Below are 26,951 nucleotides of genomic sequence, written 5' to 3'. Positions count from 1 at the left end.
CGGATGGTCCAGTGACCGCCCCGACGGCGGAGGATCCGGTCGTCAGGACCGCCTCCGCCGCGGTGGGCGGCCCTCTCGGGAGACTCGCACACGGCCGACGGCGCTGGTTCAGCGCGGTCGGCCTGTTGCTGCTCCTGACGTCGCTCACGTTCGCGATCGGGATGGTCTCCAAGCAGACCTGCTACAACGCCACCTGGACCAACGGCGAGACCAGATACACCCACTTCTGCTACTCCGACCTGCCCTATCTCTACATCGACCGCGGCCTGGCCGAGCACGAGTGGCCCTACTCCTCCGACCCGGAGGTCCGGGCGCGCTACCAGCAGGTGATGGAGTATCCGGTCGGCATCTCCTACTACGCCTGGGCGACCTCGCACGTCACCGACTGGCTGGCCGACACCCCTGACGAGGACGAGCGTCATCTCGTGGAGACCTCCAGCTTCTGGGGTCTGCCAGGCATGCACCACGAGATCCGGGTCTTCATCGTCGTCAACGTGATCGGCTTCGCGGTCACGGCGCTGCTCTCGGCCTGGTTCCTGGCACGTACGCATCGCCGAAGGCCCTGGGACGCGGCCGCGTTCGCGCTCGCCCCCGTGCTTGCGGCGACCGGGATCATCAACTGGGACATGCTGGCCGTGGTCTTCGTGGCCGGTGCGCTGTGGGCGTGGTCGCGGGACCGGCCGCTGCTGACCGGCGTACTGATCGGGCTCGGCTGTGCGACCAAGCTCTACCCACTCTTCCTCCTCGGTGGGTTGGTCGTCATCTGCATCCGGCGCCGCCGCTACTACGACCTGGCGGTCGCCGCCCTGGCCACGGTCCTCGCCTGGGTGCTGGCCAACCTGCCGGCGATGGCGACCGGCCTGGAGGAGTGGAAGGTCTTCTGGAGCTTCAACTCCGAGCGCGGACCCGACCTCGGCTCGCTGTGGCTCGTCGTCCAGCAGGCCAGCGACGCGGCGATCTCGGCACAGACGGTCAACCTCGTCTCCTGGGCCTTCTTCATCGCCTGGTGCAGCGGCGTACTCATCATCGGGCTGACCGCCCGCGAGACGCCTCGGCTGGCGCAGCTCGGCTTCCTGATCGTCGCCGGGTTCCTGCTGGTCAACAAGGTCTATTCACCGCAGTACGTCCTCTGGCTGCTGCCGTTGGCCGTCCTCGCCGTGCCGCGCTGGCGTGACCAGCTCATCTGGCAGGCCGGTGAGCTCTTCTACTTCGTCGCGGTCTGGTGGTATCTCGCCGACATCCTGGCCAGCAGCGGCGGTGACCATCCGGTCTACTGGTTCGCGATCCTCGCCCGCGTCGCGGCCGAGATCTATCTGATCGCGGTCGTCGTCCGGGAGATCTACGAGCCGTGGCGCGACCCGGTGCGGTGGACCGAGGCGACGATCGAGGCCGAGACCGAGCCCGCTACGGAGGCTCAGGACTCCAGGATGATCTCGTCGAACGACGTCGCGGTGTAGCGCACCCGCACCTCGAGCTCCTCGCCGACCTCGGGCACCCGCGCGCCCGAGGGCAGCATGAGCATCGACTCCTGCATGTGCGGCGGCTCGGCGAACCAGAGCGCCTTGCCGTCGAGCGTGTAGGGAGAGCGCGACTGGCCCATGGCGTCGAGTCCACCGCGGGCGACCGCGAGGGCGCGCGAGCGCAGGTGGGTGTCGCCCAGCGGCGCCTCGAGGCCGATCCCGTGGGCGGTGCCACCGGAGGCGACCACCAGGTGACCGGCGCGCATGGCGGTGCGGCCGCGGTAGCCGTAGGAGTAGCCGCGCTCGAGCGGGTGCACGTCCTCGACCGTCGCGGTCACGTGGAGCGCGCCGCGGTCGCCGAGCCACAGCCCGGTGCCGACGCGGGGGCGGAAGGAGATGTCGCCGTAGGAGGCACGCAGCTGCGCCAGCTCGTTGGCGCTCAGGTGGGAGACCCACACCGTCTTCGCCTCGGCGCCGACGACGGCGTCCATCTGGGCGCGGACCTCGGCCAGCGACCCGCCGTCGAGGCCGAAGTGCATGGTGACGCCCTCGAAGCGGGCGTGCTCGCGGGCGATGGAGGCGGTCGGCCACAGGTCGCTCGGCGTCATCCCGTGACGGCGCATCGAGGTGACCAGCTCGAGGATCACCCTCGCGTTCGGCTGACGCTCCAGCAAGAGCGGCAGGTCCTCGGGGCGGCTGATCGTGTGGATGATCCGGTCGGCGATCTCCGGGTTGATCTCGGGCGAGTAGGGCCGCCACGGGGTGAGGACGTAGATCGACCCGCTGAACCGGGTCGCGACCTCCCACACCTCGTTGTAGGTGCCCACCGCGAGCGTGTCGACGCCGGTGCCGAGGCTGGTGAGCCACTCGGTCTGATGGGCGAGCTTGCGGAGGGTCAGGCCGTAGCCGTTGCCCTTCGCGACCGGGACCAGGCCGGGCGTCGCCTCGGCGAAGGTCTGGACGTGCTTGCGCCAGCGGTCGGCGTCAACGGTCAATTTCAGTGGCATTAGCGCCTCTTCATGTAGACATCGAAGGCCGTGTAGATCGGCTTGTTCAGCGGCAGGTCCCACTCGCCGGCGTACTCCACCGCCTGGCCACCGGTGCCGACCTTGAACTGGATCAGCCCCACGTGGGAGTCGTCGGTGGAGAGCGTCGGGGTGATGCCGCGCAGGTCGTAGGTGGTCGCGCCGGCGGCCATGGCGTCCTGGATCATCGCCCACTGGAGGGCGTTGGAACCACGTACGTCACGCTTCTCGGTCGAGGACGCGCCGTAGGAGTACCAGGCGTGCTGCCCCACGCGGACCATGATCGTGGCGGCGACCAGGTCGCCCTCGTGCCGCGCCAGGAAGAGCTTGATGCGCTCCGGGTCCTCGGTCGACATCGCCCAGAACATGGTGCTGAAGTAGCTTCGCTGCCGAGGAGTGAAGTGGTCGCGCGCCGCGGTGTGGACGTAGAGATCGTGGAAGGCGCTCAGGTCGCCCTCGAAGTCGCCGTCCGCCGGGTCGACCGGGGTCGCGACGGAGACCTCGACGCCCATCTTGGCCGACTTCTTGATGTTGCGGCGCCAGAGCTGGTTCATCCCCTTGAGGACCTCGTCCTCGGTCTTCGGGGTGCCGTCCTGGTGGGCCAGCGGGATGACGAAGTTGTACTGCGGCTGTCCCGCGCCGAAGCCGTCCTCGGGACTCTGCAGCCGCCAGCCCGCGGCCCTGAGCTGCGAGACCACGCGGGCGCCGGTGGCGTCACGGTGGCTCGGGGTGAGCTGGTTGAGGCGCTGGACGGTGTCGTCGGCGATGCCGTCCTTGACCTGGCTCGCGTCCCAGGTGGCCGTGGTGACCGGCGGACCGATGCGGATGCCGAAGGCGCCGTTCTTCTTCAGGTACGCCGCCAGCGGCTCCAGCCACGGAGCGAGATCGCCCGACCAGTCGATGCTCGGACCCTCCGGCAGGTAGGCGAGGGTGAACCGCTCCAGCTTCGGCACCGGCCGGTGCAGCACCAGCGCGGCGCCGACGAGGGCACCGCCCTGGTCGAACCAGCCGATCGACTCCGAGCGCCACTCGGTCTTGACCCGCGCCCACGAAGGGGTTTGGAGGAAGCTCACGCTGGGTTGCTTCTCGATGTAACCGAGATGCTCCGCAGCGGTGATGGGGCGCACGGTGAGACTCACCCGCAGAAGGCTACCCGCTCCGGCGGTGGGGCCGAATCCCGGTGCTCGAGCTGCTCGGGACCGATGTCCGTCACCGTCTGGCCGACCCCCAATGTGAGGACAATCGTCCCGATGTCTAGTGAGTCCGAGCCGCCGAGACGCTATTGTCAGCGACCAGATGTATCACGGCTTGGGGCATGGGCCTCCTTGTAGCCGTGACAGCAACTATGACCACCACGATGACGCGTCCGCGGGTCATCTGGCCCCCCACCGGCTCGGCGCCGATCCGGAGGCCGCCGGTCGAGGAGGGGACTGTGACACGGGTAGGACGCGGGATCGGTCATGCCGACGCACCCGTGACCGTGTGGTCCCGGGCGACGGCCGACTTCGACCGCTGGCTCAGCGGCGACTCCGCCGCCCTCGACGAGCTGGTCGCGACGATGACCCCTGTCCTGTGGCAGGTCGCCCGCTCCTACCGGCTCACCCAGGAGCAGGCCGAGGACGTCGTCCAGAACACCTGGCTCAGCTTCGTACGCAAGCACTCCTCGATCCTCGACACCGCCGCCGTCGGCGCCTGGCTCACACTCACCACGCGCCGTGAGGCCTGGCGGGTCGCGAAGCGGTCCGGGCGTGACGTACCCGTGGAGGACGAGGCGCTCGAGTCCCGCGTCCCCACCCAGCGCTCGGCCGAGTCCCTCGTCGTCGAGGGCGACCGCAATTCGCTCATCTGGGCGGCCGTGGAGGGCTTGCCCGAGCGGTGTCGACGGTTGCTGCGCGTGGTCGCCTTCTCCGACCGGCCGGACTACGCCGGCCTGGCCGAAGAGCTTCAGATGCCCATCGGCAGCATCGGCCCCACCCGCGGCCGCTGTCTCGGGAAGCTGCGGGACGCGCTCAAGAACGAGGGGGTGTCGTGATGGGTCGCTCGGAGGAGCCCACACGCGAAGAGCTGTTGGGTCTGGTTCGACAGGCTTATGTGTCTGGTGATCCCGTGCCTGGTGGCCTGATCTCCCGGATGCAGGCGGCCGCCGCCGGCGCCGCCGAGGAGTCCGGTCTCGGGCTCGACCTGGAGCTGATGCTCCTGGTGGAGTCGTCGTCCGAGGCCGCCGGGGTGCGCTCCACGGCCCCCGCCTCCGCCCGCTCCGCCTACACACTGCGCTTCGCGCAGTCCGGAGTCGATGTTCTCGTCCGTGTCGCCTCCGACACCGACACCACGGCCCGCCTCGACGGCTGGGTCGTCCCCGGTTCACCCATGACCGTCCGCGCCATCCGCGCCGACGAAGTCCGTACGCCGATCGTCGCCGTCACCCTCGGCGCCTCGGGCCGCTTCGAGCTGACCTCGCTGCCTGCCGGCCTCATCCGGCTCCGCTTCGAGCCCGCCGACGGCTCCGCCGCCTTCCTGACCCCCACGTTCGAGATCTGATCCAGGAGTAACAGTGCATCCCAAGAGTGAGCCACGTTTGTCGATGGACTACGGATGGTCCGAGGCGCGACTCCTCGACCCCACGAACGCGATCGCCGTCGACGGCGTCGCCGCCGGTTCGACGGTCTACTCGTCGGCTGTCCTTCTTATCTCCAAGTCGGTCGATTTCGACAAGACGTTGCGGCGGATTCGCGAGGCCGCCCACGCGTTTGGTTGGCGGGCGGAGCCGGAGGATGAACGGGAGTGTGCGAAGGACCTGCGCTTCGGCGTGCGCCGCGTGCGTCTCGGAGTAAAGGCCGGCAAGGCCGTCCAAGCGCCGGACGCCTGGACCGTCCTCCAGGTGCTGAGGGCTGAATCCAAGGACGGGACTCGCGGTATCAGTCTGGAGCATGTGCTTGTTCCGGCGCCTGAAACCGGCGCTGATCCGCACAACCGACCCAACCCGCACAACAGGCCGAACCCGCACAACCGACCCAACCCGCACAACAGGCCGAACCCTCATAATCGACCCAACCCGGATGATGGTTACGACCCGCTCGGCACCGGCGGCCGCCAGCCAGTTGCCTACGTAGGTTCGCCGCCTGCTCGTCGCTCGGACGACGAGTTCGAGGGCGAGCGCCCAGTGGTAGCCATCCTCGACACGGGGTGCGGAGAGCACCCGTGGCTCGACTTCGTAGAGCGCGATGTACGGCTTGGGAGGCACCAGATCGGCTGGCCTTCTAGTGTCCCCAACTCCGAGGTCGACGAGGACCAGGTCGGCCCGCTCGACGGAATGATCGATGACCTCGCTGGGCATGGGACATTCATCAGCGGACTCGTCCATCAGGCGTGTCCAGATGCGGACATCTATTCGTGGCGAATCGTGCCACCTGAGGGCCTAGTTGCCGAGACAGACTGGGTTACGGCGCTTGCCCAGATCGCCGAGTTGGTCCATCTCTATCGAAAGGGCGATCCGCGCGGCCGCAGAATCGATGTGTTGAGCCTGTCGATCAGCTACTACCACGAGACGCCGTCCGACGCACTCTTTGATCCGACGCTGTACGAGATTCTGGCCGACCTTTCGGCGAACGGAACACTCGTGGTCTGCTCGGCGGGCAACGACGCCACCACTCGACCGAGTTTCCCGGCCGCCTTCGGTCCGTGGAGTGATGGTTCCGGCCCTATCTCGCAAGATCCTGACGTTCTTCCCATCGTCTCCGTTGGCGCCTTGAACCCGAATGGCACGACCGATGCGCTCTTCAGCAACGCCGGGCCTTGGGTGCGGGCGCATGAGATCGGCGCAAGCGTATTGAGCACGCTGCCTACGGTCTTTGACGGGGGTTACCAACCCGGCGTCGAGACCCAGCATCTCGGTCGCACCCGAGCATCCCTCGATCCGGACGACTACTCCGGGGGGTTTGCGATCTGGAGTGGCACTTCGTTCGCCGCTCCTTTGCTAGCCGGGAAGATCGCGCAGTGGCTTCTCGACCACGGGCAGCCGGGAGACGAGAAGCAGGACAAGAAGCGAGCGTGGTCCGCACTCGAAGCGCTGACCACACTCAGGCCGCCGGCATGACTTGGCGATGAGCGGCGCTGAGGGACTTCACCAGATGGGCGTGGCTGCGTCCGTCTCTGGTGACGTGCCTGAGGCTCGACGCCTGCTCAATCAAGCGCGGGAGCTCGCCGTGGCCGAAGGTGACAGCGAGGTGCAGGCTCGTGCGGAGTCGACTCTGGCCTACCTGGCTGCGGACGAGTCGCACTTCGACAAAGCCCTCGAGCTGCTCGATCAGGCGTTGAGCCTCGACGGGCTCAATACGAAGACCTTGGGTGCGCTTCTCCAGCAGCGCGCAACGCTCTTGCGTCGTGCCGGTCGAGCAGCGGAATCGCTTGTGGTGTTTGGAGAGGCCATCACGGCCCTTGCTGATCATCCGGGAGACTTAGCAGACGCATATCTCAACCGAGGCACCGTGTTTCTCGACCGCCTCGATCTCGAGGCGGCGGTTGAGGATTTCCGGAACGCTGCAGGCAGCTATCTGGCAATAGGGAACGATCTAGCGGCCGCACAAGCTGATCACAACCGCGCTTACGCCCTCTTCCTGTCCGGCGATCTGGTCGGCGCACTGGCCCTGATGGAGTCGTCGTACGACCTCCAAGCAGCCGCTGGACCTCTGGTTAAGGCGGTGTGTGACGCGGACCGGGCTGAGGTGCTGATGGCGGCGGGTCTGACGCGGCAGGGCGGGGAGATGCTTCGGCAGGCGGCTGAGGCGTATGGATCCAAGAAGCAGCGCCAGCGGCAGGGGGAGGCTGAGCTGGCGCTGGCGTCGCACCTGCTTGCGACCGATCCTGTCGAGGCGGAGCGGGTGGCGCGCTCGGCGCTGGGCTGGTTCGAGGACGCACGGGCGACAGGGCTGGCGCTGCGGGCACGGGCGGTGGCGTTCGAAGCGGCGGTGACGGCAGGCCATGATCCGAGCGAGGACGGCGAGGCGCTGGCGGCCCCGCTCGAGGAGCAAGGGCTGAGCTGGCCTGCGCTCCGGGTGCGTTTGCAGGCTCGCCTGGCACGCATTCGCTCGGCGGAGAACGCCGGCCTGCCGATGAGACCGGCAAGCGGCAGGGTCATCGGCCCGGTTCCGTCCGAGGCCCCGATCGACATCCGCCTGCTGGAGCGCGAGCTCCGAGCCGAGCTGGCCGTGGCCGCCGGTCGGACCGCCTCCGGGCTCCGTGAGCTGCGTGCCGGCCTGGATGACTTCCATCTGTGGCAGAGCTCGTTCGGCAGCCTGGACCTGCAGACCAATGTCTCCGGACACGGCCGAACGCTGGCCAGGCGTGGCCTGGAGCTGGCCGTCGAGTCGGGCGAGACCGACGTGCTCTTCGAGTGGTCGGAGCGTTCGCGGATGCTGGCCTCCCGGGTACAGCCGGTGCGGCCGCCGTCCGATCCGCAGCTCGCCGCCGACCTGGCCGAGCTCCGCGGCGAGGTGACCCCGGAACGCGAGGCCGAGCTGCGTGAGCAGATCCGCCAGCGCGCCTGGCGGGTGAAGGGGTCCGGCCAGGTCTCGGACCCGATCTCCCTTCATGAGCTGCATGAACGCATCCGTGGGCATGCGCTCGTCGCCTACGTTGTCGCTGCCGGTCGCCTGGTCGCCGTCGTCGCGACCGACGATGCCGCCACCCGCATCGACCTCGGTGATCAGGCCGCGCTGGGATCGCTCCTGGGTGGCCTGCTGCCGGATCTCGATGTCGCCGCGACGGATCTCCCGGGGCCACTGGGCGTTGCCGTACGTGGTGACCTGACCGCCCGGCTCCAGCAGCTCTCCGATTTGCTCGTCACTCCGATCCTTGAGCGGATCGGCGACCGGCCGGTCGTCCTGACTCCCTCTGCCGTGCTGGCCGCGGTGCCCTGGACACTGCTGTCCGGCTTCACCGGCCGACCCGTGACGGTCGCCCAGAGCGCCACCGCCTGGCTGAGCCGCTCCGACACCCCGCTGCGCACCGCCTCGGCCGGATTCGTCGCCGGGCCCCGAGTCATGCGAGCCGCCGACGAGGTGGCCAAGAGTGCCACCGCATGGTCCGCTGCGCACATGCTCACCGGTAGCGACGCCACGGCGGCAGCCGTGTCAGCGCTGGCGGCCGAGGTCGACGTACTCCACCTGGCCGCCCACGGCCACCACTCCGCCGACAACCCACTCTTCTCCGGCCTCGAGCTCGCCGACGGCACCTGGTACGGCTACGACATCGACGGCCTCTCCGCCGTCCCCGACGTCGTGCTCCTCTCCGCCTGCGAGGTCGGACGATCGACCATCCGCTGGGGCGAGGAGCTGATCGGACTTGTCGGCGCCTGGCTCCACGCCGGCGCCCGCGCCGTCATCGCCTCGCCCGCCGTGGTGGCGGACGAGGCTGCGTACGAGGTGTTCAGCCGTCTTCACGGCGCACTCGCGAAGGGCCTGGCCCCGGCCGAGGCCCTCGCCGAGTCTCTTCCCGCCGCGACCACGGACGCTCCGCCGGCCCCGTTCGTCTGCTTCTCCTGATCCGTCGAGAAAAAGATTCCCAAATCGGTGTATCAGGCGGCCTGCCGCGTACTCCTTGGGGCTGTCCGGACCGAGATTCGGGGGAATTCGGTTCGGACGCTGGCGCCGCCGCCTTGGGGGAGGCAGGCGGTTTCGGGGCCGCAGCGCGGGTTGGGCACTAGGGGGATGCCCAACCCGCCTCCGGCTTGGAGGCCTCGACAAGCTCGACCACCGGCGCCCGGGGCGGCCAGGGACGTGGGCCGGGCGGGGCGGTGAGGGGACTGACTGCCCCGCCCGGCAACCTTCGATTCTTCCGCGCCGGCTCCGCCACGGCAAGGTTCCGCCTCGACAGAACTGAGATGTGTTCTACGCGGAACGGTCCAGGCGGCCGAGGCGCTTTCCGAGCGCGGGGGTGACCCGGTCGACCCAGGTCGCGGTGATGTGCGAGTCGTCGTAGTAGGTGACGACGTCGCCGACGACGAGCGGGCAGCGCTCGGTGCAGACGAGGTCGACGATGTCGACGTACGCGGCCTCGGTGCCCTCGAGCGCCTCCTGGGTCACCTCGTTGGAGTCGACCTCGGTGCCGTCGGCCTTCACGACGCAGTCCTCGAGGAGGTTGCGGGCGTCGGAGAGGCACTCGCCGGGGTCGCTGTCGACGGAGGGGACGTCGGCGAAGACCCGTACGTCCGGGGTGATCTTCTCGAAAGTGCTGACGCCGTCGCGTACGCCCTCTCGCCACTGCTCCTCGGTCGAGACGCCGTCGCGCTCCTCCATGTCGAGCATGCCGCGGGCGCCGACGACGATCGTCTCGGGGTTGAGCTCGGCGATCTGCTCGTTGGTCCACTTGCGGAAGTCCTCGCACTCCTCGACGGTCATCTTCGAGGACTTCTGCTTGACCCCGTACGCAGCGCAGCCGAGCTTCACGAACGGGATCAGCTTCACGTGCTGACGCTCGGCGAGGGTGTCGAGCGCCGGGAGCCACATCCCGATGTGGGAGTCGCCGACGACGGCCACGGTGCGCTCGGCCTTGCCGTCGCCGTAGACGCAGTCGCCGTCGAGCTCGGTCTCGCCGTAGCCCGCGTAGCAGTAGCCGCCGCGCTCGGCCCACGAGTCGCTGGCGTCGAACTTGGCCTCGGGCGGCAGCGGCGCACCATCCTCGGCGGCCTCGATCGTCGTCTTCAGCACGCCGGTCACCGGCTTGTCGTCGGTCTCGAGGACGTCGGGGTTCTCCTGGAACCACTCCTCCGCGTTGGCCTTGGCGACATTGACCTGGTAGCCGGCGTAGGCCTGGGAGCTCGTGCCGGCGACCAGGGCGAGGGCAGCGGCGGCGGGCCAGAGGGCGAGCGCGCGCCGGCCCTTGGTGAGGTGGGGGATGCGGTGGCGCTGGAAGGGCATCTCGATCCAGTGGTAGCTGGCCGCGGAGGCTGCGAGGATGAGCGCCAGCATGATCAGCAGCTGGCGGATGCCGCCGCCGGGGATGGCCTCGGGGGCGAGGATCAGGATCGGCCAGTGCCACAGGTAGAGGCTGAACGAGATGTCGCCCAGGTAGCGCAGCGGCTGCTGGGAGAGCAGCCAGCCGGTCGGGGTGGCGGGGCCGGCGATCAGGAGCGCGACCGTCGCCAGCACCGGGACCAGGGCGTGCCAGCCCGGGAAGTGGGTCGCCTCGCTGAAGTTGGCGGTGGCGTAGACGAGGGTGCCGACGCCGACGATGCCGAGCGCCGCCGCGGCGATGCGGCCGGCTCGGGTCGCGCTGGTCGCGACCTGCAGACGACCCGCGACGCACGCGAGCAGGGCCCCGGCGGCGAGCTCGAACGCCCGGGCGGGGGTGGAGAAGTAGGCCGTGGTCGGGTCGGCGGCGGTCGCGTGCAGCGACCAGGCGAGGCTGACCACCGCCACGAGCGAGGCGAGTGCGGTGATCGCGCGACGGCGGTGGTGCTTCGGGATCCAGAGGGCGACAGCCAGCACCAGCAGCGGCCAGACGACGTAGAACTGCTCCTCGACCGAGAGCGACCAGTAGTGCTGGAACGGCGAGGGCGCGGCGTTGTTGAAGTAGTCGACGGCCTCGCTGGCGAAGTGCACGTTGGCCAGGAAGACCGCCGCCCAGCCGGCGTCGCCGGCGATCTGGTCGGTGCGCGTCTGGGGCAGGACGATGGCGCTGTAGGTGAGTACGACCAGCATCGTCGCAGTCGCCGCCGGCAGGATGCGGCGGGCGCGGCGGGCGTAGAACTGGCTGATGCTCACTGTGCCGCTGCGGTCCGTCTCCCGCAGCAGCAGGGTGGTGATCAGGAACCCGGAGAGGACGAAGAAAACGTCGACTCCGACGAACCCACCCTCGAACCCGGAGAGTCCCGCGTGTCCTGCGATCACCAGACCGACAGCGACGGCACGGAGACCTTGAACATCGGCGCGCCAGTTCGAACTCATTCAAAAAAGCCTATGTCAATGGCCCTGATGGGTCATAGCTGACGGTCCCGCTGGGTGGTCTGATTCTCAGCCGAATCTTCACCTTTGGCGAGCGAGACCGCGGTTGTGGCGAACGAATCTTCGGTTGTGGCGGACGAATGTGCCGTTTCGTCCGCCAGAACTCATGACTCGGCTGACAGAAGTGAGGATTCGGTGAGAATCGGTCAGAGTCGCTCGCGGAGCCAGGCGAAGTCGCTGGTGTGCTCGGCAGCGCCGCCCGGGGTCTCGCAGATGACCGGGGCGCCGGCGTCGCGGACCACGCCTGCCAGAAGGTCGGGGTCGATGCGGCCGGCGCCGAAGTTGGCGTGGCGGTCGGCGCCGGAGTCGAACTCGTCGCGGGAGTCGTTGCAGTGGACCAGGTCGATGCGGCCGGTGATCTTGCGGACGTCCTCGACGACCGTCTCGAGCGGGTTGCCGCCGGCATGGGCGTGGCAGGTGTCGAGGCAGAAGCCGACGTCCTCCGCACCCTCGGCGGTGGAGATCGCCTCCCAGACGCCGGCGATCCGGTCGAGGTAGCGCGCCATCGCGTTGTCGCCGCCGGCCGTGTTCTCGATCAGGAGCGGGACCTTGATGTCGGTCGCCTCGATCGCCTTGCGCCAGTTGTCGAAGCCCTTCGCCGGGTCGTCGTCCTTGTTGACGTGACCGCCGTGGACGATCAGGCCCTTGGCGCCGACCTCGGCCGCGGTGTCCATGTGCTGCTGGAGGAGCTTGCGGCTCGGGATCCGGATCCGGTTGTTCGTCGTCGCGACGTTGATGATGTAGGGCGCGTGGACGTAGAGATCGACGCCGGCTTCCTCCGCGCGGGCCTTGAGCGCTGCCGCACCCTCGGCGTACGTCACGACCGGGCCCTTGTAGGACTGCGGGTCGCCGAGGAAGAACTGCACCAGGCTTGCGCCACGCGCGGTCGCCTCGGCGACGGGGTCGGTCTGGTCTACGTGGGCACCGATCGCAACAGCCATGGGCCCAGTCTAGGACGCGCCACCGACAACTCCGCGGGGTTGACTTCATACCTTACGGGGGTATGGTAGTCGCCATGGACGAGCACACCGGGCACGAAGGCCACGCGGATCACGGATACCTCCACAACAAGAACAAAGAGGCCTATCTCAAGCGCCTCAAGCGCATCGAAGGTCAGGTGCGCGGGCTGCAGCGGATGGTCGAGGACGAGGCCTACTGCATCGACATCCTCACCCAGGTCTCCGCGTCCACCAAGGCCCTCCAGGCGGTCGCTCTCGGGCTGCTCGACGAGCACCTCGGTCACTGCGTGGCCGGCGCGGTCCAGAACGGTGGTGCCGAGGCCGACGAGAAGCTCGCCGAGGCCTCCGCTGCCATCGCTCGCCTCGTCCGATCCTGATTGTCAACAATCCAACAACCTAGAGAGATTCTCATGAGCACCCAGAACTTCACCGTCGTCGGCATGACCTGTGGCCACTGCGTCGCCTCCGTCACCGAGGAGGTCACCGAGATCGCCGGCGTGAGCAACGTCGACGTCGACCTGGCCTCCGGCAACGTCACCGTCACCGCCGCCGAGCCGATCTCTGACGACGCCATCCGCGCGGCCGTCGAAGAGGCCGGCTACTCGCTGGCCTGATCACGATGAGCCCCACCGCCGCCACCCCCACGGAGCAGCAGCTCGAGATCGAGGGCATGACCTGCGCGAGCTGCGTGCGCCGTGTCACCAAGGCCATCAGCCGTGTCGAGGGCGTCGAGGACGCCAACGTCAACCTCGCCACCGAGACCGCCCTGGTGCACTTCGATCCCACCCGCACCGACCTCGCCGAGATCAGCGCCGCCATCGAGAAGGCGGGCTATCAGGCAGTCCTGCGATCGTCGACTGTCGACAATCCGCAGGAGCCTCAGGAGGACGAGACCGCGTCGTCCGAGGCCGGTCGGGACGTCCGCCGCGAGAAAGAGCTCGTCCAGCTCAAGCGGCGGTGGATCACGGCCCTGGCGGTGGGGCTCGGCCTGATGGCCCTGATGTACGTCCCGCTCCCCGTCGACGCCATGGAGCCGGTCATGTCGATCGTGCTCGTGGTCGCCGCGATCACCCAGTGGTGGGCGGGCCGGGACATCTACGTCGCGGCAGTGCGTGGCCTGCGCCACGGCTCCGTCGACATGAACACCCTGGTCACGCTCGGCACCGGCATCGCCTTCGCCTACAGCGCCTTCGTGACCCTGTGGATGGGGCAGGCCGAGGCGTGGGGCCTGCCGCTCCACCTCTACTTCGAGACCGCCCTGGTCATCATCGCCCTGGTGCTGATGGGCCGCTGGCTGGAGGCCCGGGCCAAGTCACGTACGGCCGATGCGGTCAAGGCCCTCGTCGGCCTGATGCCGGAGACGGCCACGGTCGTCCGCAACGGTCGTGACGTCACCGTCCCGGTCGCGAGCCTGAAGGTCAACGACCGGATCCGCGTGCGCGCCGGGGAGAAGATCCCGGTCGACGGCCGCGTCGTCGCCGGCGCGTCCTACGTGGACGAGTCCATGCTCACCGGCGAGAGCGACCCGGTGCGGAAGGTCGAGGGCGACATCGTCATCGGCGCGACGATCAACCAGACCGGCTCGTTCGAGATCGAGGCGACCGCGGTCGGCGCCGAGACCACGCTCGCGCAGATCATCGCGATGGTCGAGTCGGCGCAGGGCTCCGGCACCAAGCTGCAGCGCCTGGCCGACCGGGTCTCCGAGGTGTTCGTGCCCGCCGTCCTGGTCGTGGCCGCGCTGACCTTCGTCGGCTGGCTGGTCCTCGGCCCCGACGCCGACCGGCTCACCAGCGCCGTCACCGCGGCCATCGCGGTCCTCATCATCGCCTGTCCCTGTGCCCTCGGCCTGGCCACCCCGGCCGCCGTCATGGTCGGCGCCGGCCGCGCCGCCGAGCTCGGCGTACTGGTCGGCTCTGGCGAGACCCTGGAGCGTGCCCGCTCCGTGACCGCCATCGTCTTCGACAAGACCGGCACGATCACCCACGGCAAGCCTCAGGTCTCCGACATCACCACGACTGCCGACTGGACGCCGGACGCGCTCGTCCGCATCGCCGCGGCCGCCGAGACCGGCAGCGACCACCCGCTGGCCACGGCGCTCCGAGCCCGGGCAGAAGCGTCGGGAGACACCGCCGACGCGCAGGTCTCTGCGTTCGAGGCCCACCCCGGACGCGGCATCAGCGCCCTCGTCGACGGGCGCCGGGTCGTCGTCGGCAACTCGGCGATGCTGGCCGAGGAAGGCATCGAGGCCGCCGACAACGGCTCGGTGCTGGTCGCGGTCGACGGGGCGTACGCCGGGTCGATCCGCGTCGCGGACCAGGTCCGCGACGAGGCCAGGGAGACGGTGCGCCTGCTCGAGGAGTCGGGCGTCGAGGTGCACATCCTCAGCGGCGACGCGGCCTCGACGGTGGCGAAGGTGGCCGACGAGGTCGGCGTACGCCATGCCGCCGGTGGCCTTCTGCCCGAGCAGAAGCTCGACCGGATCCACCAGCTCCAGGAGGAGGGCAAGGTCGTCGCGATGGTCGGCGACGGGATCAACGACGCCCCGGCGCTGGCCCAGGCCGACGTCGGGATCGCGATCGGCACCGGCACCGACGTCGCCCTCGCCGCCTCCGACATCACTCTGGTCGGCGGCGACCTCCGCGGCGTGGTGACCGCGCTGGCGCTCTCCCGCCGCACGGTCGCGACGATCAAGCAGGGCCTGTTCTGGGCCTTCGCCTACAACGTGCTCCTGATCCCCGTCGCCGCCCTCGCCCTGCTCGACCCGGTCCTCGCCGGCGCCGCGATGGCGATGAGCTCGGTCAGCGTGGTCACCAACGCGCTGCGGCTGCGCGGTTTCCGGCGTCCCGAGACCCCCGAGGCGTACGCCGGCCGCGGCTTCCTCACCAAGGCTCGCGACGGTGGATATCTGCTGGTCACAGCGGTGGTCGCGCTCTCGATCGGGGCCGCGCTGACCTATCTGTCGCGCACCGAGCCGGCGCAGCGCGGCATGAACGGGATCCTGGAGTGGGCGCAGGGGATGAGCCCGATGCGGCCGTCGATGACGGAGATGCACGAGGTCGACATCGCCCCCGTCGCCTCCGACGAGTCGGGCATCGACGTGGCGATCACCCGGCGCGAGGGCGGGCTCCGGTTCCTGGTGACGGATGCCGGGACCGGCGAGCCGGTGACCGACCTCGGTCGCACCCACCAGGCCTGGATGCACGTCATCGTGACCAGTGCGGACCTCTCCTGGTTCCGTCACCTGCACGCCGAGCCGACCGGACGCCCGGGCGAGCTCGAGACCGACGTGACCTTCCCTGCCGGAGGCACCTACCGGGTCGACACCGAGTTCCGCCGACGGGCCGACATCGCGGACGTGCTCGACCGCCAGCAGCTCACGATCGACGGTACGCAGCCTCCGGCCGTCCCGCTCGAGGCGAGCCCGAGATCGTCGACTGTCGACAATCTCACCGTCACGCTCGAAGGCACGCTGGTCGCCGACCAGCAGAGCGACCTGCACTTCCGGTTCGAAGACAGCAACGGGAAGATTGTCGACGATCTACAGCCCTATCTCGGTGCGGCCGGCCACGTCGTGGTCATGAGCGCGGACGGCGAGACGTTCGTGCACGGTCACGCCGAGGGCGCCGAGCTGGCGGTCCCCGGGGCCACCTTCGGCCCCGAGCTCGGGCTGCACCTGGACGTACCGAAAACCGGTCTCTACCGGCTGTGGGCCCAGTTCCGGCTCGGCGACGGCGAGGTGATCACGGTGCCGTTCACGGTCGAGGCCGTGGATTCGGCCGAGGGTTCCGCTGGTTGATACGCTGACGCGTCCCTCTCCACAGACGGAGATGGGACATCGCATCAGCCCTCCTGCCATGGAGAGACCATGGCCGCCGAGTCCGTAGGAGGTGGAGAACGCTATGCGCGCCTATGAAGTAATGGTGATCCTCGAGCCCAGCCTCGATGAGCGCACCGTCGCCCCGACCCTTGACAAGTTCCTGAAGGTCGTCACCAACGATGGTGGCACCGTCGAGAACGTTGACGTCTGGGGACGTCGTCGTCTGGCCTACGAGGTCAACAAGAACGCCGAGGGCATCTACGCCGTCGTCAACCTGACCGCCGAGCCCAAGACCGTTCTGGAGCTCGACCGCCAGCTTGGCCTCAACGAGCAGATCCTGCGTACGAAGGTCATCCGCCCGTCCAAGTGACGCGGATGTCACCGTCGGAAATGTCGGTGCTGGGCCCTATGTTTGGGCTCTAGGTACAACTCCTGACCGACACCGACACCCAGATCAGACTCAAGGGAGATCTCATGGCAGGCGACACCGTCATCACCGTGATCGGCAACCTCACCGACGACCCGGAGCTTCGCTTCACTCCGTCGGGTGCGGCCGTTGCCAACTTCACGATCGCTTCGACGCCCAGCAGCTTCAACCGGCAGACCAACTCGTGGGAGGACGGGGAGACCCTCTTCCTGCGCTGCTCGATCTGGCGCCAGGCTGCTGAGAACGTCGCCGAGTCCCTGCAGCGCGGCATGCGTGTCGTCGCTCAGGGTCGCCTGAAGTCGAGGTCCTACGAGACGCGTGAGGGCGAGAAGCGCACTGTCTTCGAGCTCGAGTGCGACGAGATCGGCCCCTCGCTCCGCTACGCGACCGCCAAGGTCACCAAGGCCAGCCGGCAGTCCGGCGGCCAGGGTGGCGGCGGCGGTTACAACCAGGGCGGTGGCTACAACCAGGGCGGCGGCTACGGCGGCCCCCAGGGTGGTGGCCAGCAGGCCCCGGCCGGCAACGACCCGTGGGCCTCGCCGGCTCCGCAGCAGCCCGCCAATGCGGGCGGCGGCGCGCCGGCCAACGACCCGTGGGCGACCCCGGGCGTGGGCAACGACGAGCCTCCCTTCTGATCAACAGATCCATATATTCGAATCCCTCAACCATTCCGGCACTCAACCCACAAGCCGCTCCGCGGCGGGGCCGGGCTTCTAGAAAGGAAGCACCACAATGGCCAAGGCAGTGATTCGCAAGCCTAAGAAGAAGGTTTGCCAGTTCTGCAAGGAGAAGGCGACCGGTGTCGACTACAAGGACGCCACCCTCCTCCGTAAGTTCATCTCCGACCGCGGCAAGATCCGCGCCCGCCGCGTGACCGGCAACTGCGTCCAGCACCAGCGCGACGTGGCCATCGCCGTCAAGAACGCGCGCGAGGTCGCTCTGCTGCCCTACACCTCCACCGGTCGCTGAGGAGGATCGACATGGCTACCAAGATCATCCTTCAGCAGGAGGTCACCGGGCTCGGTTCCGCCGGTGACGTCGTCGAGGTCAAGGACGGCTACGCCCGCAACTACCTGATCCCGCGTGGCGACGCCATCCGCTGGACCCGCGGGGCCGAGTCGCAGGTCGAGTCGATCAAGGCTGCGCGCTCGGCTCGCTCCGTGCGCGACGAGGCTCACGCCGCCGAGATCAAGGGCAAGCTCGAGGCCAGCACGGTCAACGTGAAGGTCCGCGCCGGCAAGGACGGCCGCCTCTACGGCGCCATCACCGCCGCCGACATCGCCGCTGCGGTCACCGAGACCACCGGCGAGTCGATCGACAAGCGCACCATCGCGCTGGGCAACCCGATCAAGTCGCTCGGTTCCCACGAGGTCTCCGTCAAGCTCCACGACGAGGTGTCCGCCAAGCTGGCCCTCAACGTGGTCCCCGCTTGATCTAGGGATTCACACAGGCCCGCCTCCTCCGGGAGGCGGGCCTGTTCGTTTTCGCCTCGGCTCAGAACTTGTTCGCGAGATCGGTCAGCTTGGCGACGTACCCCGGCCAGTCGTACTCCGAGGGGATGTTGTCACCCGGCTTGCGCCAACCGACGGCGCCGTCGACCTCCTCGCGGAGGATGTCGGCCTGGCCGCAGTGGCCGGCGAGATCGGCGAAGAGGTGCACCAGCATCTGGTGCAGGGTGACTTCCTCGCCGCCCCAGTGCGGCACGTGCCCGATCGCGTCGATCGGCAGCGCGTCGATCGTCTCGTTCCCGTGAGCGATGACGCGGCGGTAGCGAGCGATGATCCCTGCGACCGTCTCGTCCTCGGTGGCGTACCAGTCCGCCTGCGGGTCGACCTCGAAGACCTCGTCCGAGATCAGCTCCTCGGGATGCGGATACGGGCGATCGAACGTCGACCCCAGGTAGACGGCCTCGACGCCGGTGACGTGCTTGATGATGCCGATCAGGTTGGTGCCGGTCGGCGTACGCGGCATCCGGGCCTCTCGCTCCGACAGGTCCTCGACCTTGGAGATCAGCGCCTCGCGGCGCGCGTCGATGTACGTCTTCAAGGTGCTCTTCGGATCAGCGGGCATGTGCTGACCTTCGCGCCGAGCGGGATCCGGCGCAACCGAGTATGTGGGACCGGTTGTCTCGAAACCTCATCGAAACACCGGGCGGATCTATAACCTGTTCTCTTGCGGATCGCCGGGGATCCGCTGGCGGCCATTCGGGAGGTCCCCCATGTTGACCGATGACAACCGCGCCGTGCTCGGAAAGCTCGAGGAGGTCAAGCCGCACTCCAGGTGGATTCTCGGAGAGACGCTCGAGGTCATGTTGCACAACGGCGTCGACCGGCCGGCCGATGTGGCGGCGCGGATGCAGCTGCCGCCGTCGACGGCCGCCTACCGAGTACGTCTCCTCCGCGAGCTCCTCGGGACGGACCTGCACGATCCGGCCGCGAGGCTGGCGATGATGCGGGCGTTGCGGTCGGCGCTGCCGCGGTGGCGGGCGGAGGCGGCGTACGCGAAGCGGCGCCGGACGAAAGGTAACCGGGACACATGTTGTTGATATGAACGAAATAGTGCGGGTCCCTGGTCCGGACCAGCCCGTGCGCGCCGAGCCGCTCCTAGCGTGATCGTCGGCCGAGACCACTCGGCCGACCCCACCACCAGAGGAGCGTGTCATGTCGAACATGTCCAAGCTGGCCAGATTCACCGTCGTACCGGTCGCAGCCGTCGCCGCGATCGGCCTCGCCTCCCCGGCAGCGTTCGCCGCCTCGAGCTACAACCTCAGTGCCGGCTCCGCGGCCGCCGGATCGAGCGTTGCCTTCGGGGCACAGGGGAGCGGCATCACCTTCACCGACGTCACCGCCGGTGCCACGGTCACCTGCAGCGGCAGTTCGATCTCGGGCACCACGACCCCGGGCGATGCCATCAGTGGCACCGGGATCGCCGCGCTCGACGGATCCAGCGTCTCCTTCACCGATTGCACCGGCCCCGCCGGGATCGACTTCACGGTCACCGGGTCGGGCACCTGGTCGCTGGACGCCACCGGTGACACCGACGCGAACGGCTCCACCGCCGGCAGCATCAGCGGGATCGTGGCCAGGGTCAGCGGCTCCGGCTGCTCGTTCGACGCGTCCGGCTCGGTGGCCGGCGCCTACACGAACGGCGCCTCGTCCGGCACGCTCACCCTCAGCGGCAGCGAGCCCACCCTGACGCTGTCCAACGTGTCCGGCTTCATGTGCGGGCTCGCCGGCATCGCCAACGGAGACCAGGTCTCCTTCGCGGCGACCTATGCCGTGAACGCGACCGACGCGGCCAACAACCCGATCCAGGTCACCAGCAACCCCTGATGCCAGGACTGGCTGGTCACCGGGCTCAGACGCCGGTGACCAGCCAGCGGTCGCTGCGCGCGCGAAGCGTCAGCACGACGAAGCGGGCGCCCATGAAGCCGATCGCGAAGGTGATCCACACCCACACCAGCCCACCGCCCAGTGCGACCGCCAGTGCGACCAGCGGGACATAGGCGACCAGGGTCCAGATCCCGCCCCAGGCCAGGTAGCGCCCGTCGCCGGCGCCGATCAGCACCCCGTCGAGCACGAAGACCACACCCGCGACGGGTTGAGCGACGGCCGCCACGATCAACACCGGCACCAGCAGGTCGCGCACCGCCCGGTCCTCGGTGAAGAGGGCGCCGAGGAAGGGCGAGAGAGCAGCCAGAAGTACGCCGACAGCGACCCCGATCACGACGCCCCACCACACCATCCGGGCCGTGATGGCCCGGGTCTCCCGGGTGTCTCCCGCCCCCAGCGATCGCCCGGTCAGCGCCTGTGCGGCGATCGCGATCGCATCGAGCACGAACGCCAGGAACGTCCACAGGGTGAAGGCGATCTGGTGGGTCGCCAGCCCGACGGCCTGGTCACCGACGGTGAGATGGGTGACCGCGTACGTCGTCACCAGGAGCGCGACGCGCAACGTCAGCGTGCGCACGACGAGGGCCACACCGGCCCGCGCGGCGGCGCGGATCCCCGGCGCGTCCGGTCGCAGCGGCACCGACTCGCCGCGGGCGGCGCGCACCACGACGTAGGTCAGCATGCCGGCCGCCAGCACCTGCGCGATCACCGAGCCGATCGCCGAACCCGCGATCCCGAGACCGGCCCCGTAGACGAGCGCGACGTTGAGCACGATGTTGAGTACGTTGGCGACGACCGCCGCGACCAGCGGTGTGCGGGTGTCCTGGAGGCCGCGGAGCACGCCGGTCGCGGCGAGCATCATCAGCAGCGGCGTCACGCCGAGGACGGCGATCCGGAGGTAGGTCGTGGCCGGACCGACCACGGCGTCGCCCGCGCCGATCGCGCGGCTGAGCGGCTCGGCCAGCACCATCACCGGGACGGTCACGACGGTCCCGATGATGACGGCGAGCCAGATCCCGTCGATCCCCTGCCGGAGGGCACCGGCGGTGTCGCCGGCGCCGATCCGGCGGGCGACGGATGCTGTGGTGCCGTACGCGAGGAAGACGCAGAGACCGACGATCGTCTGGAGCACCACGCCGGCGACACCGAGGCCGGCGAGCTCGCGGGTGCCGAGGTGGCCGACGATCGCGGAGTCCGCCAGCAGGAAGAGCGGCTCGGCGACGAGTGCCAGGAAGGCCGGGATCGCGAGCCGCCAGATCTCCTTGTCGAGGCCGCGGCGGTCGGTCTTCGAGTAGCTCGTCGCATCCGCCGGGGTCGTCACGGTCTCAAGGTTAAACACCGTCGGCGCGAAGCGTTGTTCAGGGCAGGTGGAAAACCTGTGGAAAACGTCGTTGCGGCGCTATGTCGACAAAACGCCTGAGGTGGAACGACGATCCTGGGGGTAAATCCCGATGCGCTGCGTACTTTCTTTCGTCCACAGCGCGTGAACTACGAAAGCGCAGGCCAGAGCGCCTTTGCCGATTGTGTTGCACTAGTTATGCACAGCCAGTTCCCCAGGCTGTTCACATTGACCAGGGTGTCGTCCACCGCTATCCCCCGGTTATCCCCAGGGGCTGTGGATAACCCCCTGTCGCCGATGCGGTCTCCGACGTAGGGTCGCGGAGACTTGAGGTGTCGTCGAGGGTCGGCCCAGGACTGCGCGAGCAGAACTGTCGGTGCTCACCCGTAGCGTGGGAATCGGACCGACCGAGATCACGCCGCGACGATCCGCAGACCACGGAGGGGCAAGGGAATGAGCGTCACTGAGACCGGCTCGATGGACGGTCCGGGCGACTTCCCGGAGCCGCCCTTCGAGGAGTGGGGCGACGGCCCCGCTGCGTACGAACCGGGCAACGCCCCGCGCGCGGTCAACGACCGCACCCCACCGCAGGACATGGCCGCCGAGCAGGCCGTCCTGGGCTCGATGCTGATCTCGAAGGATGCCATCGCCGACGTCTCCGAGACGCTGCGCGGCACCGACTTCTACCGCCCGACCCACGAGTCGATCTACGACTCGATCCTCGATCTCTACAGCCGCGGCGAGCCGGCCGACATGGTCACCGTCGCCGACGACCTGCGCCGCAAGGGCGAGCTGGAGCGCATCGGCGGTGCGCCCTACCTGCACACGCTCGCCTCCAACGTCCCGATCGCCGCCAACGCGGCCTACTACGGCGAGATCGTCCGCGACAAGTCGGTCCTGCGCCGCCTGGTCGAGGCCGGCACCAAGATCGTGCAGATCGGCTACGCCGGCGAGGGCGAGGTCGACAACATCGTCGACGAGGCCCAGGCCGAGGTCTTCAAGCTCACCGACAAGCGCTCCGGTGAGGACTACTCCCCGCTCGCCGACATCATGGACGGCGTCCTCGACGAGATCGAGGCGATCTCCAACCGCGAGGCCGGCCTCTACGGCGTCCCGACCGGCTTCGCCGACTTCGACGAGCTCACCAACGGCTTCCACTCCGGCCAGATGATCATCGTGGCGGCGCGCCCTGCTATGGGCAAATCAACCCTCGCCTTGGACTTCTGCCGCGCGGCCTCGATCCACAACAACCTGACCAGCGTCTTCTTCAGCCTGGAGATGAGCCGCTCCGAGATCACCATGCGCCTCCTGTCCGCGGAGGCGAAGGTGCCGCTCAACCACATCCGCAACGGCAACATGTCCGATGACGACTGGAACAAGCTGGCCCGCAAGATGGGCGAGGTCTCCAGTGCGCCGATGTTCATCGACGACAGCCCCAACATGACGATGATGGAGATCCGCAGCAAGGCCCGAAGGCTCAAGCAGCGCCACGACCTCCGCCTCATCGTCATCGACTACCTCCAGCTGATGAGCTCCGGCAAGAAGGTCGAGTCCCGTCAGCTCGAGGTCTCCGAGTTCTCCCGCCAGATCAAGCTGCTGGCCAAGGAGCTCGAGGTCCCGATCATCGCGCTCTCCCAGCTCAACCGTGGTTCCGAGCAGCGCGCCGACAAGCGCCCGGCCGTCTCGGACCTTCGCGAATCCGGCAGCCTGGAACAGGACGCCGACATGGTCGTCCTCCTCCACCGCGACGACGTCTACGAGAAGGAGTCGACCCGCCCCGGCGAGGCCGACGTGATCATCGCCAAGCACCGTAACGGCCCCACCCGCGACCTCGTCGTAGCCTTCCAGGGCCACTACAGCCGCTTCGTCGACATGGCCCACTGACGCACTCGAGTCGGTGGAGAACGTCGAGAAGGAGCAAGGGTGGCGTTGACGGGATCTCGAGTCGCTCGCGTGATCCAGGTCGGGGTGTTCGCGACCTTCACGATCGTGGGGCCGGTGCTGCTCGGCTGGGGCGCTGTCGACGTCCGCCATCACGAGACGCTTGTCGACGAGGGTGTACGGGCGGAAGGCACGATCGTGGAGTTCGCCGACGCGAATCGTGCGTCCCGGCGAGAAGTGGAAGTCGAGTTCGTGGCCGAGGACGCCCGGATCCACTCCGCGTTCGCACTTGCCGACAGCGAGCAACATCCGGAGGTCGGCACGACCGCGACCGTTGCCTACGACCTCGACGACCCCGAGGACAACGCCGTGGTCGGTTACCAGGCCTCGGGATCCTCACTGCTGGGGATGGGCGTCATCCTCACGGCCATCTCGCTCGGCCTGCTCGCAGTCGGAGCCGGTGTCCTGGTGAGCAGACGACGTACGCGCCGGCGTGAGCACACTCTCTCGTGAGTCGAGAGGGAGCCCAGCCGGCGCGAACGTCGACCGACGTCAGTCGGTGAGGTCCTTCACCTGGACGTTGCGGTAGTAGACGGTCTCACCTCCGCCGTGGTTCTGCATGCAGACGAAGCCGGCGAGGTCGCGGGCGGGGTCGGTGCTGGTGAAGTCGTTCACCAGGGTCCCGTTGAGGAACACCTTGACGGTCGACCCCTTGACCCGGATGTCGTACGAGTTCCACGACCCGACCGGCTCGAGGGCGGTTGCGACGGCCTCCGGGTCGGCTCCCTGGAAGGTGTAGATGGCACCGGTGGTGCGATCCGGGGCGTCGCTGGCGTCGATCTGGACCTCGTAGCCCTGGTTGACCGCGACCCACGGGTCGTTGCCCGGGTTGGGGAAGCCGATGAAGACGCCGCCGTTGTCGTCGCGGAGCAGCTTCCAGTCGAGCCTGAGGCTGTACTCGCTGAACTCCTGCTCGGCGTACCACAGCAGGCCCAGGCCGTTGGTCGTACGCAGCGAGCAGTCGTCCTGCCGGCCGAACGAGCCCGGCCCGGCCATCCGCCACGAGGCCAGGGAGGACAGGGTTCCGTCGAAGAGCGACGTGTAGCCCGGGGCAGGTCGCTGCGGCGTACAGATGTCCTCGCCGCCGCCGACCTTGAGGGCGTCGAAGTTGACGTTCCCCTCGTCACCCTGGTCGTAGCGGAGGGTGATCCGGTTGACGCCGGCCTTCAGCTTCATCGACCGTGTCGCGGTGCCCCAGGTCTGCCAGTCGCCGGTGGACTCCAGCGCCCACGGCTCGACCTCGGTGCCGTTGAGGTAGACCGAGACGCGCTTCGTGCCGGGTGCGGGGTCGGGGCCGTTGGCGTAGCGCAGCCGGACCGGGTACGTCCCGGCGCGATCGATCTTCGCGTCGAAGGTGACCGAGGCGCCGACGTTGCCGAAGCCGTCCACGAACCCGGAGCCGGAGTAACCGTTGTGCTCGACCGCGACGTTGGCGCTGCCCTTCAGGGTCGCCTGCTCCGCCTCGAGATAACCCCGGTCGGCCGGCGACTCGTAGCCGGGAATCGAGTTGAGCGTGTACCAGGCCTCGGTGTTCCACAGCTCCTTCCCGCCCTCGCTGGTGAACGGCCGCGGCGAGCGCAGGTGCACGACCCGGCCCTCCTCCAGACCGTCGACGCTGAGCTTCACCGACGTGCGATCGGCGGACACCTCCGCGCCCGAGACGAACAGCGGACGCTCGTCGACCTTCGGGCCGCCGTACGTCGGCCGCGGCGCGTAGCGCCAGTGGGTCATCCGGAACGCGGCGTTCGGGTCCGCGGCGATCTTCTCGACCGTCTCCTGCGACAGCGGCTTCGTGTACCGGATCTCGAAGCCGTTCCTGGTGGCGCGCATCTGGTGCATGTCGAACGCCGAGCCGTCGGCCGGGCTCATCCGCTGCAGGCCGTAGCGGAGCTTGCCCGGCTCGCTCCAGTTGCCGGCCTCACCGATGCCGCCGACGTAGATCGATCCGTCGGGACCGAGCAGGGTGCGGTTCACGCCCGCCTCGAGACCGGCGGACCAGCGGAAGACCGCGCCCTGGTACTCGCCCTCGACCTTCTCCAGGAAGCCGCGCTGCAGGCCGCCGTAGGTGACGTCGCCGAAGATCATCTGACCGGCGTACGCGCCCTTCTCCAGCATCATCGGGCTGCTCGGGGAGTTGCCGATCTCGTTCTGCGGCACCCACAGGGCCGGGCCGGTGACCGGCTTCTCGTCGAACGGGCCGGCCGGGTTGGTGTAGTGGTTGAAGAACCTGCCGGGCTTGACGTGCACCAGCTTGGAGCTGGGCAGCCAGGCGCCCTGGTTGTCCATCACGAACAGGTCGCCGTCGGGTCCGCGCATCATCCCGTTGGGCGTACGCAGCCCGCCCGCGATGTAGGTGATCTCGCCGGTTTGGCGGGAGATCTTCAGCGTCGTGCCGCGGTTGCGTGCCGGCTGCGGGTCGGTGGTCGCGCCGCCGAAGTTGATGGCGACGGAGAGGTTGACGTAGAAGTTCTCCTCGTCGTGGAGGAGGCCGAAGGCGAACTCGTGGAAGTTCTCGCCGAAGGGCCACTCCGCCACCTTCCGTTGGCTGTCGTAGAAGCCGTCGCCGTCGGGGTCGGTCAGCTCGGTGAGCTGGTCGCGCTCGGAGACGAAGATCGACTCGCCGATGACGGCCACGCCCATCGGGTTGAACAGGTCGGTCGCGACCTTCTCCACCTCGACGTCCTCGGGTCCGTCGGCGGTCCGGGCGTTGCTGAGGAAGAAGATCTCACCCGGCTCGGGGTTCTCCACCCAGCCTGACGGGCTCACCGACCCGGAGGTCACCACGGCCAGCCGGCCGTCCGGTGCCCAGTCCAGCGCGGAGACCATCGGCTCGAAGCCCTCCGGCCGCAGGTCGGTCAGGTCGTACCCCGGGTGCACGCTGTCCAGCTGCATCCCGTCGCCGGCGGTGTCGTTCTGGCCCTCGCAGTACTTCGTGCCCGGCGCGGTCACCCGCACCACCCCGGCCTCGGTGCTCAGAACGTCGGTCGGCACCAGCGAGAAGTCACCGGCACCAGGGGGACGCCACTGCAGGCGCAGCACCTCGCCGCCGCCGTTCTCGAAGTGCTCCACGCGCAGGTCGTGGTAGCCCGCGCTCAGGCTGACCGAACCGTCCTTGGCGGTCTCACCGTGCAGACCGTCGTGGTTGATGACCTCCGAGCCGTCGATGACCAGCCGGGAGCCGTCGTCGCTGATCAACCGGAAGTCGTACGTCCCGGCAGCATCGATACGCAGGTTGGCCAGGGCGTGCGAGATGAACCGCTCGGCCAGGCCGAAGTCCTCGGGGGAGTCGTAGTCGATGACGGAGGTGAGCTTGTCGACGTTGGGCGTCTGGCCCGCGCGCAGCGTGCACAACTGCTCGATCGGGCGGCTCATGTCATAGGTGCGCAGCGTGACGCCGGGCTCCTGTGGAGGTAGCTCCGCCTCAGCGGCGGCCGCGGGGCCGCTGCCGATCAGCGCGGCCGCGACCGACAGGCCGGCTAGTGGGCCGAGCACAGCCCTGGACGGGGGGACATGGATCATGGGGCCTCCGCTTGAGATGTGGCGTGAGTCACATCAGAAGGTAGGGATCCCGTGAGACTTCGTCAAGAAGTTT

Annotated in this window: 24 protein-coding genes; 16 read left to right on the top strand and 8 right to left on the bottom strand. The window is 68.7% G+C overall.

The window, feature by feature from the left end; all coding sequences use genetic code 11:
• Nucleotides 1–11 precede the first annotated feature (11 nt).
• Nucleotides 12–1,457, top strand: coding sequence for a glycosyltransferase family 87 protein (locus ACFVDI_RS11575; RefSeq protein ID WP_378904564.1), 1,446 nt, complete (start codon nt 12–14; stop codon nt 1,455–1,457).
• Here the strand turns inward: ACFVDI_RS11575 and ACFVDI_RS11570 are convergent.
• Both ACFVDI_RS11570 and ACFVDI_RS11565 read right to left on the bottom strand, forming a co-directional pair.
• A complete protein-coding gene (locus ACFVDI_RS11570; RefSeq protein ID WP_378904561.1) occupies nt 1,415–2,467 on the bottom strand; it encodes an alanine racemase in 1,053 nt (350 codons plus the stop codon). The two genes, ACFVDI_RS11575 and ACFVDI_RS11570, sit on opposite strands and share 43 nt — an antisense overlap.
• A complete protein-coding gene (locus ACFVDI_RS11565) occupies nt 2,467–3,624 on the bottom strand; it encodes a lipid II:glycine glycyltransferase FemX (protein ID WP_378904558.1) in 1,158 nt (385 codons plus the stop codon). The genes ACFVDI_RS11570 and ACFVDI_RS11565 overlap by 1 nt, the downstream gene beginning before the upstream one ends.
• Before the next feature lie 293 nt (nt 3,625–3,917).
• On the opposite strand from ACFVDI_RS11565, the gene ACFVDI_RS11560 reads away from it, so the two are divergent.
• The 3 genes from ACFVDI_RS11560 to ACFVDI_RS11550 are packed head-to-tail and all read left to right on the top strand — an operon-like array spanning nt 3,918 to nt 6,578.
• A complete protein-coding gene (locus ACFVDI_RS11560; RefSeq protein WP_378904555.1) occupies nt 3,918–4,517 on the top strand; it encodes an RNA polymerase sigma factor in 600 nt (199 codons plus the stop codon).
• 59 nt (nt 4,518–4,576) lie between these two features.
• Nucleotides 4,577–5,023, top strand: coding sequence for a hypothetical protein (locus ACFVDI_RS11555; RefSeq protein ID WP_378904552.1), 447 nt, complete (start codon nt 4,577–4,579; stop codon nt 5,021–5,023).
• Between the two features lie 43 nt (nt 5,024–5,066).
• Nucleotides 5,067–6,578, top strand: a complete 1,512-nt coding sequence (locus ACFVDI_RS11550) for a S8 family serine peptidase (protein WP_378904549.1) — start codon at nt 5,067–5,069, stop codon at nt 6,576–6,578.
• On the opposite strand, the gene ACFVDI_RS11545 is transcribed toward ACFVDI_RS11550, so the two are convergent.
• A complete protein-coding gene (locus ACFVDI_RS11545) occupies nt 6,562–6,930 on the bottom strand; it encodes a hypothetical protein (protein WP_378904547.1) in 369 nt (122 codons plus the stop codon). The genes ACFVDI_RS11550 and ACFVDI_RS11545 overlap by 17 nt on opposite strands.
• A gap of 252 nt (nt 6,931–7,182) precedes the next feature.
• On the opposite strand from ACFVDI_RS11545, the gene ACFVDI_RS11540 reads away from it, so the two are divergent.
• Nucleotides 7,183–9,024, top strand: coding sequence for a CHAT domain-containing protein (locus tag ACFVDI_RS11540; protein ID WP_378904544.1), 1,842 nt, complete (start codon nt 7,183–7,185; stop codon nt 9,022–9,024).
• Between the two features lie 345 nt (nt 9,025–9,369).
• Here ACFVDI_RS11540 and ACFVDI_RS11535 read toward each other — a convergent pair whose 3' ends face one another.
• Together ACFVDI_RS11535 and ACFVDI_RS11530 are read right to left on the bottom strand one after the other, a co-directional pair.
• The gene (locus ACFVDI_RS11535) at nt 9,370–11,427 is read right to left on the bottom strand and encodes an acyltransferase family protein (protein WP_378904541.1); all 2,058 of its coding nucleotides are present in this window, start codon (nt 11,425–11,427) and stop codon (nt 9,370–9,372) included.
• 203 nt (nt 11,428–11,630) lie between these two features.
• Entirely contained in the window at nt 11,631–12,425 is a 795-nt protein-coding gene (locus tag ACFVDI_RS11530) for a deoxyribonuclease IV (protein ID WP_328528134.1), read from the bottom strand.
• 74 nt (nt 12,426–12,499) lie between these two features.
• Between ACFVDI_RS11530 and ACFVDI_RS11525 the strand changes: the two genes are divergently transcribed.
• The 7 genes from ACFVDI_RS11525 (at nt 12,500) to rplI (ending at nt 18,120) form a co-directional block, all read left to right on the top strand.
• Nucleotides 12,500–12,820, top strand: a complete 321-nt coding sequence (locus ACFVDI_RS11525; RefSeq protein WP_045550265.1) for a metal-sensitive transcriptional regulator — start codon at nt 12,500–12,502, stop codon at nt 12,818–12,820.
• Between the two features lie 33 nt (nt 12,821–12,853).
• Nucleotides 12,854–13,057, top strand: a complete 204-nt coding sequence (locus ACFVDI_RS11520) for a heavy-metal-associated domain-containing protein (RefSeq protein ID WP_008355452.1) — start codon at nt 12,854–12,856, stop codon at nt 13,055–13,057.
• A 5-nt stretch (nt 13,058–13,062) separates the two neighbouring features.
• Nucleotides 13,063–16,239 (top strand): heavy metal translocating P-type ATPase, encoded by a 3,177-nt coding sequence (locus tag ACFVDI_RS11515; protein WP_378904535.1) that lies wholly within the window; start codon nt 13,063–13,065, stop codon nt 16,237–16,239.
• Between the two features lie 103 nt (nt 16,240–16,342).
• Nucleotides 16,343–16,630 carry a 30S ribosomal protein S6 gene (gene rpsF, locus ACFVDI_RS11510; protein ID WP_008355448.1) on the top strand — a complete coding sequence of 96 codons (288 nt, stop codon included), beginning with the start codon at nt 16,343–16,345 and terminating at the stop codon, nt 16,628–16,630.
• 104 nt (nt 16,631–16,734) lie between these two features.
• The gene (locus ACFVDI_RS11505; RefSeq protein WP_328528137.1) at nt 16,735–17,322 is read left to right on the top strand and encodes a single-stranded DNA-binding protein; all 588 of its coding nucleotides are present in this window, start codon (nt 16,735–16,737) and stop codon (nt 17,320–17,322) included.
• A gap of 97 nt (nt 17,323–17,419) precedes the next feature.
• Nucleotides 17,420–17,656 (top strand): 30S ribosomal protein S18, encoded by a 237-nt coding sequence (rpsR, locus tag ACFVDI_RS11500; protein ID WP_008355445.1) that lies wholly within the window; start codon nt 17,420–17,422, stop codon nt 17,654–17,656.
• An 11-nt stretch (nt 17,657–17,667) separates the two neighbouring features.
• On the top strand, nt 17,668–18,120 hold the full coding sequence (gene rplI, locus ACFVDI_RS11495; RefSeq protein ID WP_378904531.1) for a 50S ribosomal protein L9: 453 nt from the start codon (nt 17,668–17,670) through the stop codon (nt 18,118–18,120).
• Nucleotides 18,121–18,181: 61 nt separating this feature from the next.
• On the opposite strand, the gene ACFVDI_RS11490 is transcribed toward rplI, so the two are convergent.
• Nucleotides 18,182–18,757, bottom strand: coding sequence for a DinB family protein (locus ACFVDI_RS11490; protein ID WP_378904528.1), 576 nt, complete (start codon nt 18,755–18,757; stop codon nt 18,182–18,184).
• A gap of 148 nt (nt 18,758–18,905) precedes the next feature.
• Between ACFVDI_RS11490 and ACFVDI_RS11485 the strand changes: the two genes are divergently transcribed.
• The gene (locus tag ACFVDI_RS11485) at nt 18,906–19,232 is read left to right on the top strand and encodes a helix-turn-helix domain-containing protein (RefSeq protein WP_378904525.1); all 327 of its coding nucleotides are present in this window, start codon (nt 18,906–18,908) and stop codon (nt 19,230–19,232) included.
• A 115-nt stretch (nt 19,233–19,347) separates the two neighbouring features.
• Nucleotides 19,348–20,019: a hypothetical protein gene (locus ACFVDI_RS11480; protein WP_378904522.1), complete on the top strand. Its 672-nt coding sequence runs from the start codon at nt 19,348–19,350 to the stop codon at nt 20,017–20,019.
• Between the two features lie 25 nt (nt 20,020–20,044).
• Here ACFVDI_RS11480 and ACFVDI_RS11475 read toward each other — a convergent pair whose 3' ends face one another.
• Nucleotides 20,045–21,400: an MATE family efflux transporter gene (locus ACFVDI_RS11475; RefSeq protein WP_378904519.1), complete on the bottom strand. Its 1,356-nt coding sequence runs from the start codon at nt 21,398–21,400 to the stop codon at nt 20,045–20,047.
• 471 nt (nt 21,401–21,871) lie between these two features.
• Here ACFVDI_RS11475 and dnaB point away from each other — a divergent pair, with 471 nt between their 5' ends.
• Nucleotides 21,872–23,302 carry a replicative DNA helicase gene (gene dnaB, locus ACFVDI_RS11470; protein ID WP_008355432.1) on the top strand — a complete coding sequence of 477 codons (1,431 nt, stop codon included), beginning with the start codon at nt 21,872–21,874 and terminating at the stop codon, nt 23,300–23,302.
• Nucleotides 23,303–23,347: 45 nt separating this feature from the next.
• On the top strand, nt 23,348–23,812 hold the full coding sequence (locus ACFVDI_RS11465) for a DUF3592 domain-containing protein (protein ID WP_378904515.1): 465 nt from the start codon (nt 23,348–23,350) through the stop codon (nt 23,810–23,812).
• A 39-nt stretch (nt 23,813–23,851) separates the two neighbouring features.
• Here ACFVDI_RS11465 and ACFVDI_RS11460 read toward each other — a convergent pair whose 3' ends face one another.
• A complete protein-coding gene (locus tag ACFVDI_RS11460; protein WP_378904512.1) occupies nt 23,852–26,878 on the bottom strand; it encodes a family 16 glycoside hydrolase in 3,027 nt (1,008 codons plus the stop codon).
• Nucleotides 26,879–26,951 lie beyond the last annotated feature (73 nt).

Origin of the sequence: Nocardioides sp. NPDC057767 (genome assembly GCF_042798275.1) — a bacterium.
In the GTDB taxonomy this organism is placed as follows: domain Bacteria; phylum Actinomycetota; class Actinomycetes; order Propionibacteriales; family Nocardioidaceae; genus Nocardioides.
Note: the sequence above shows the minus strand (reverse complement) of the source record. Positions and strands in the feature narration are given on the sequence as shown.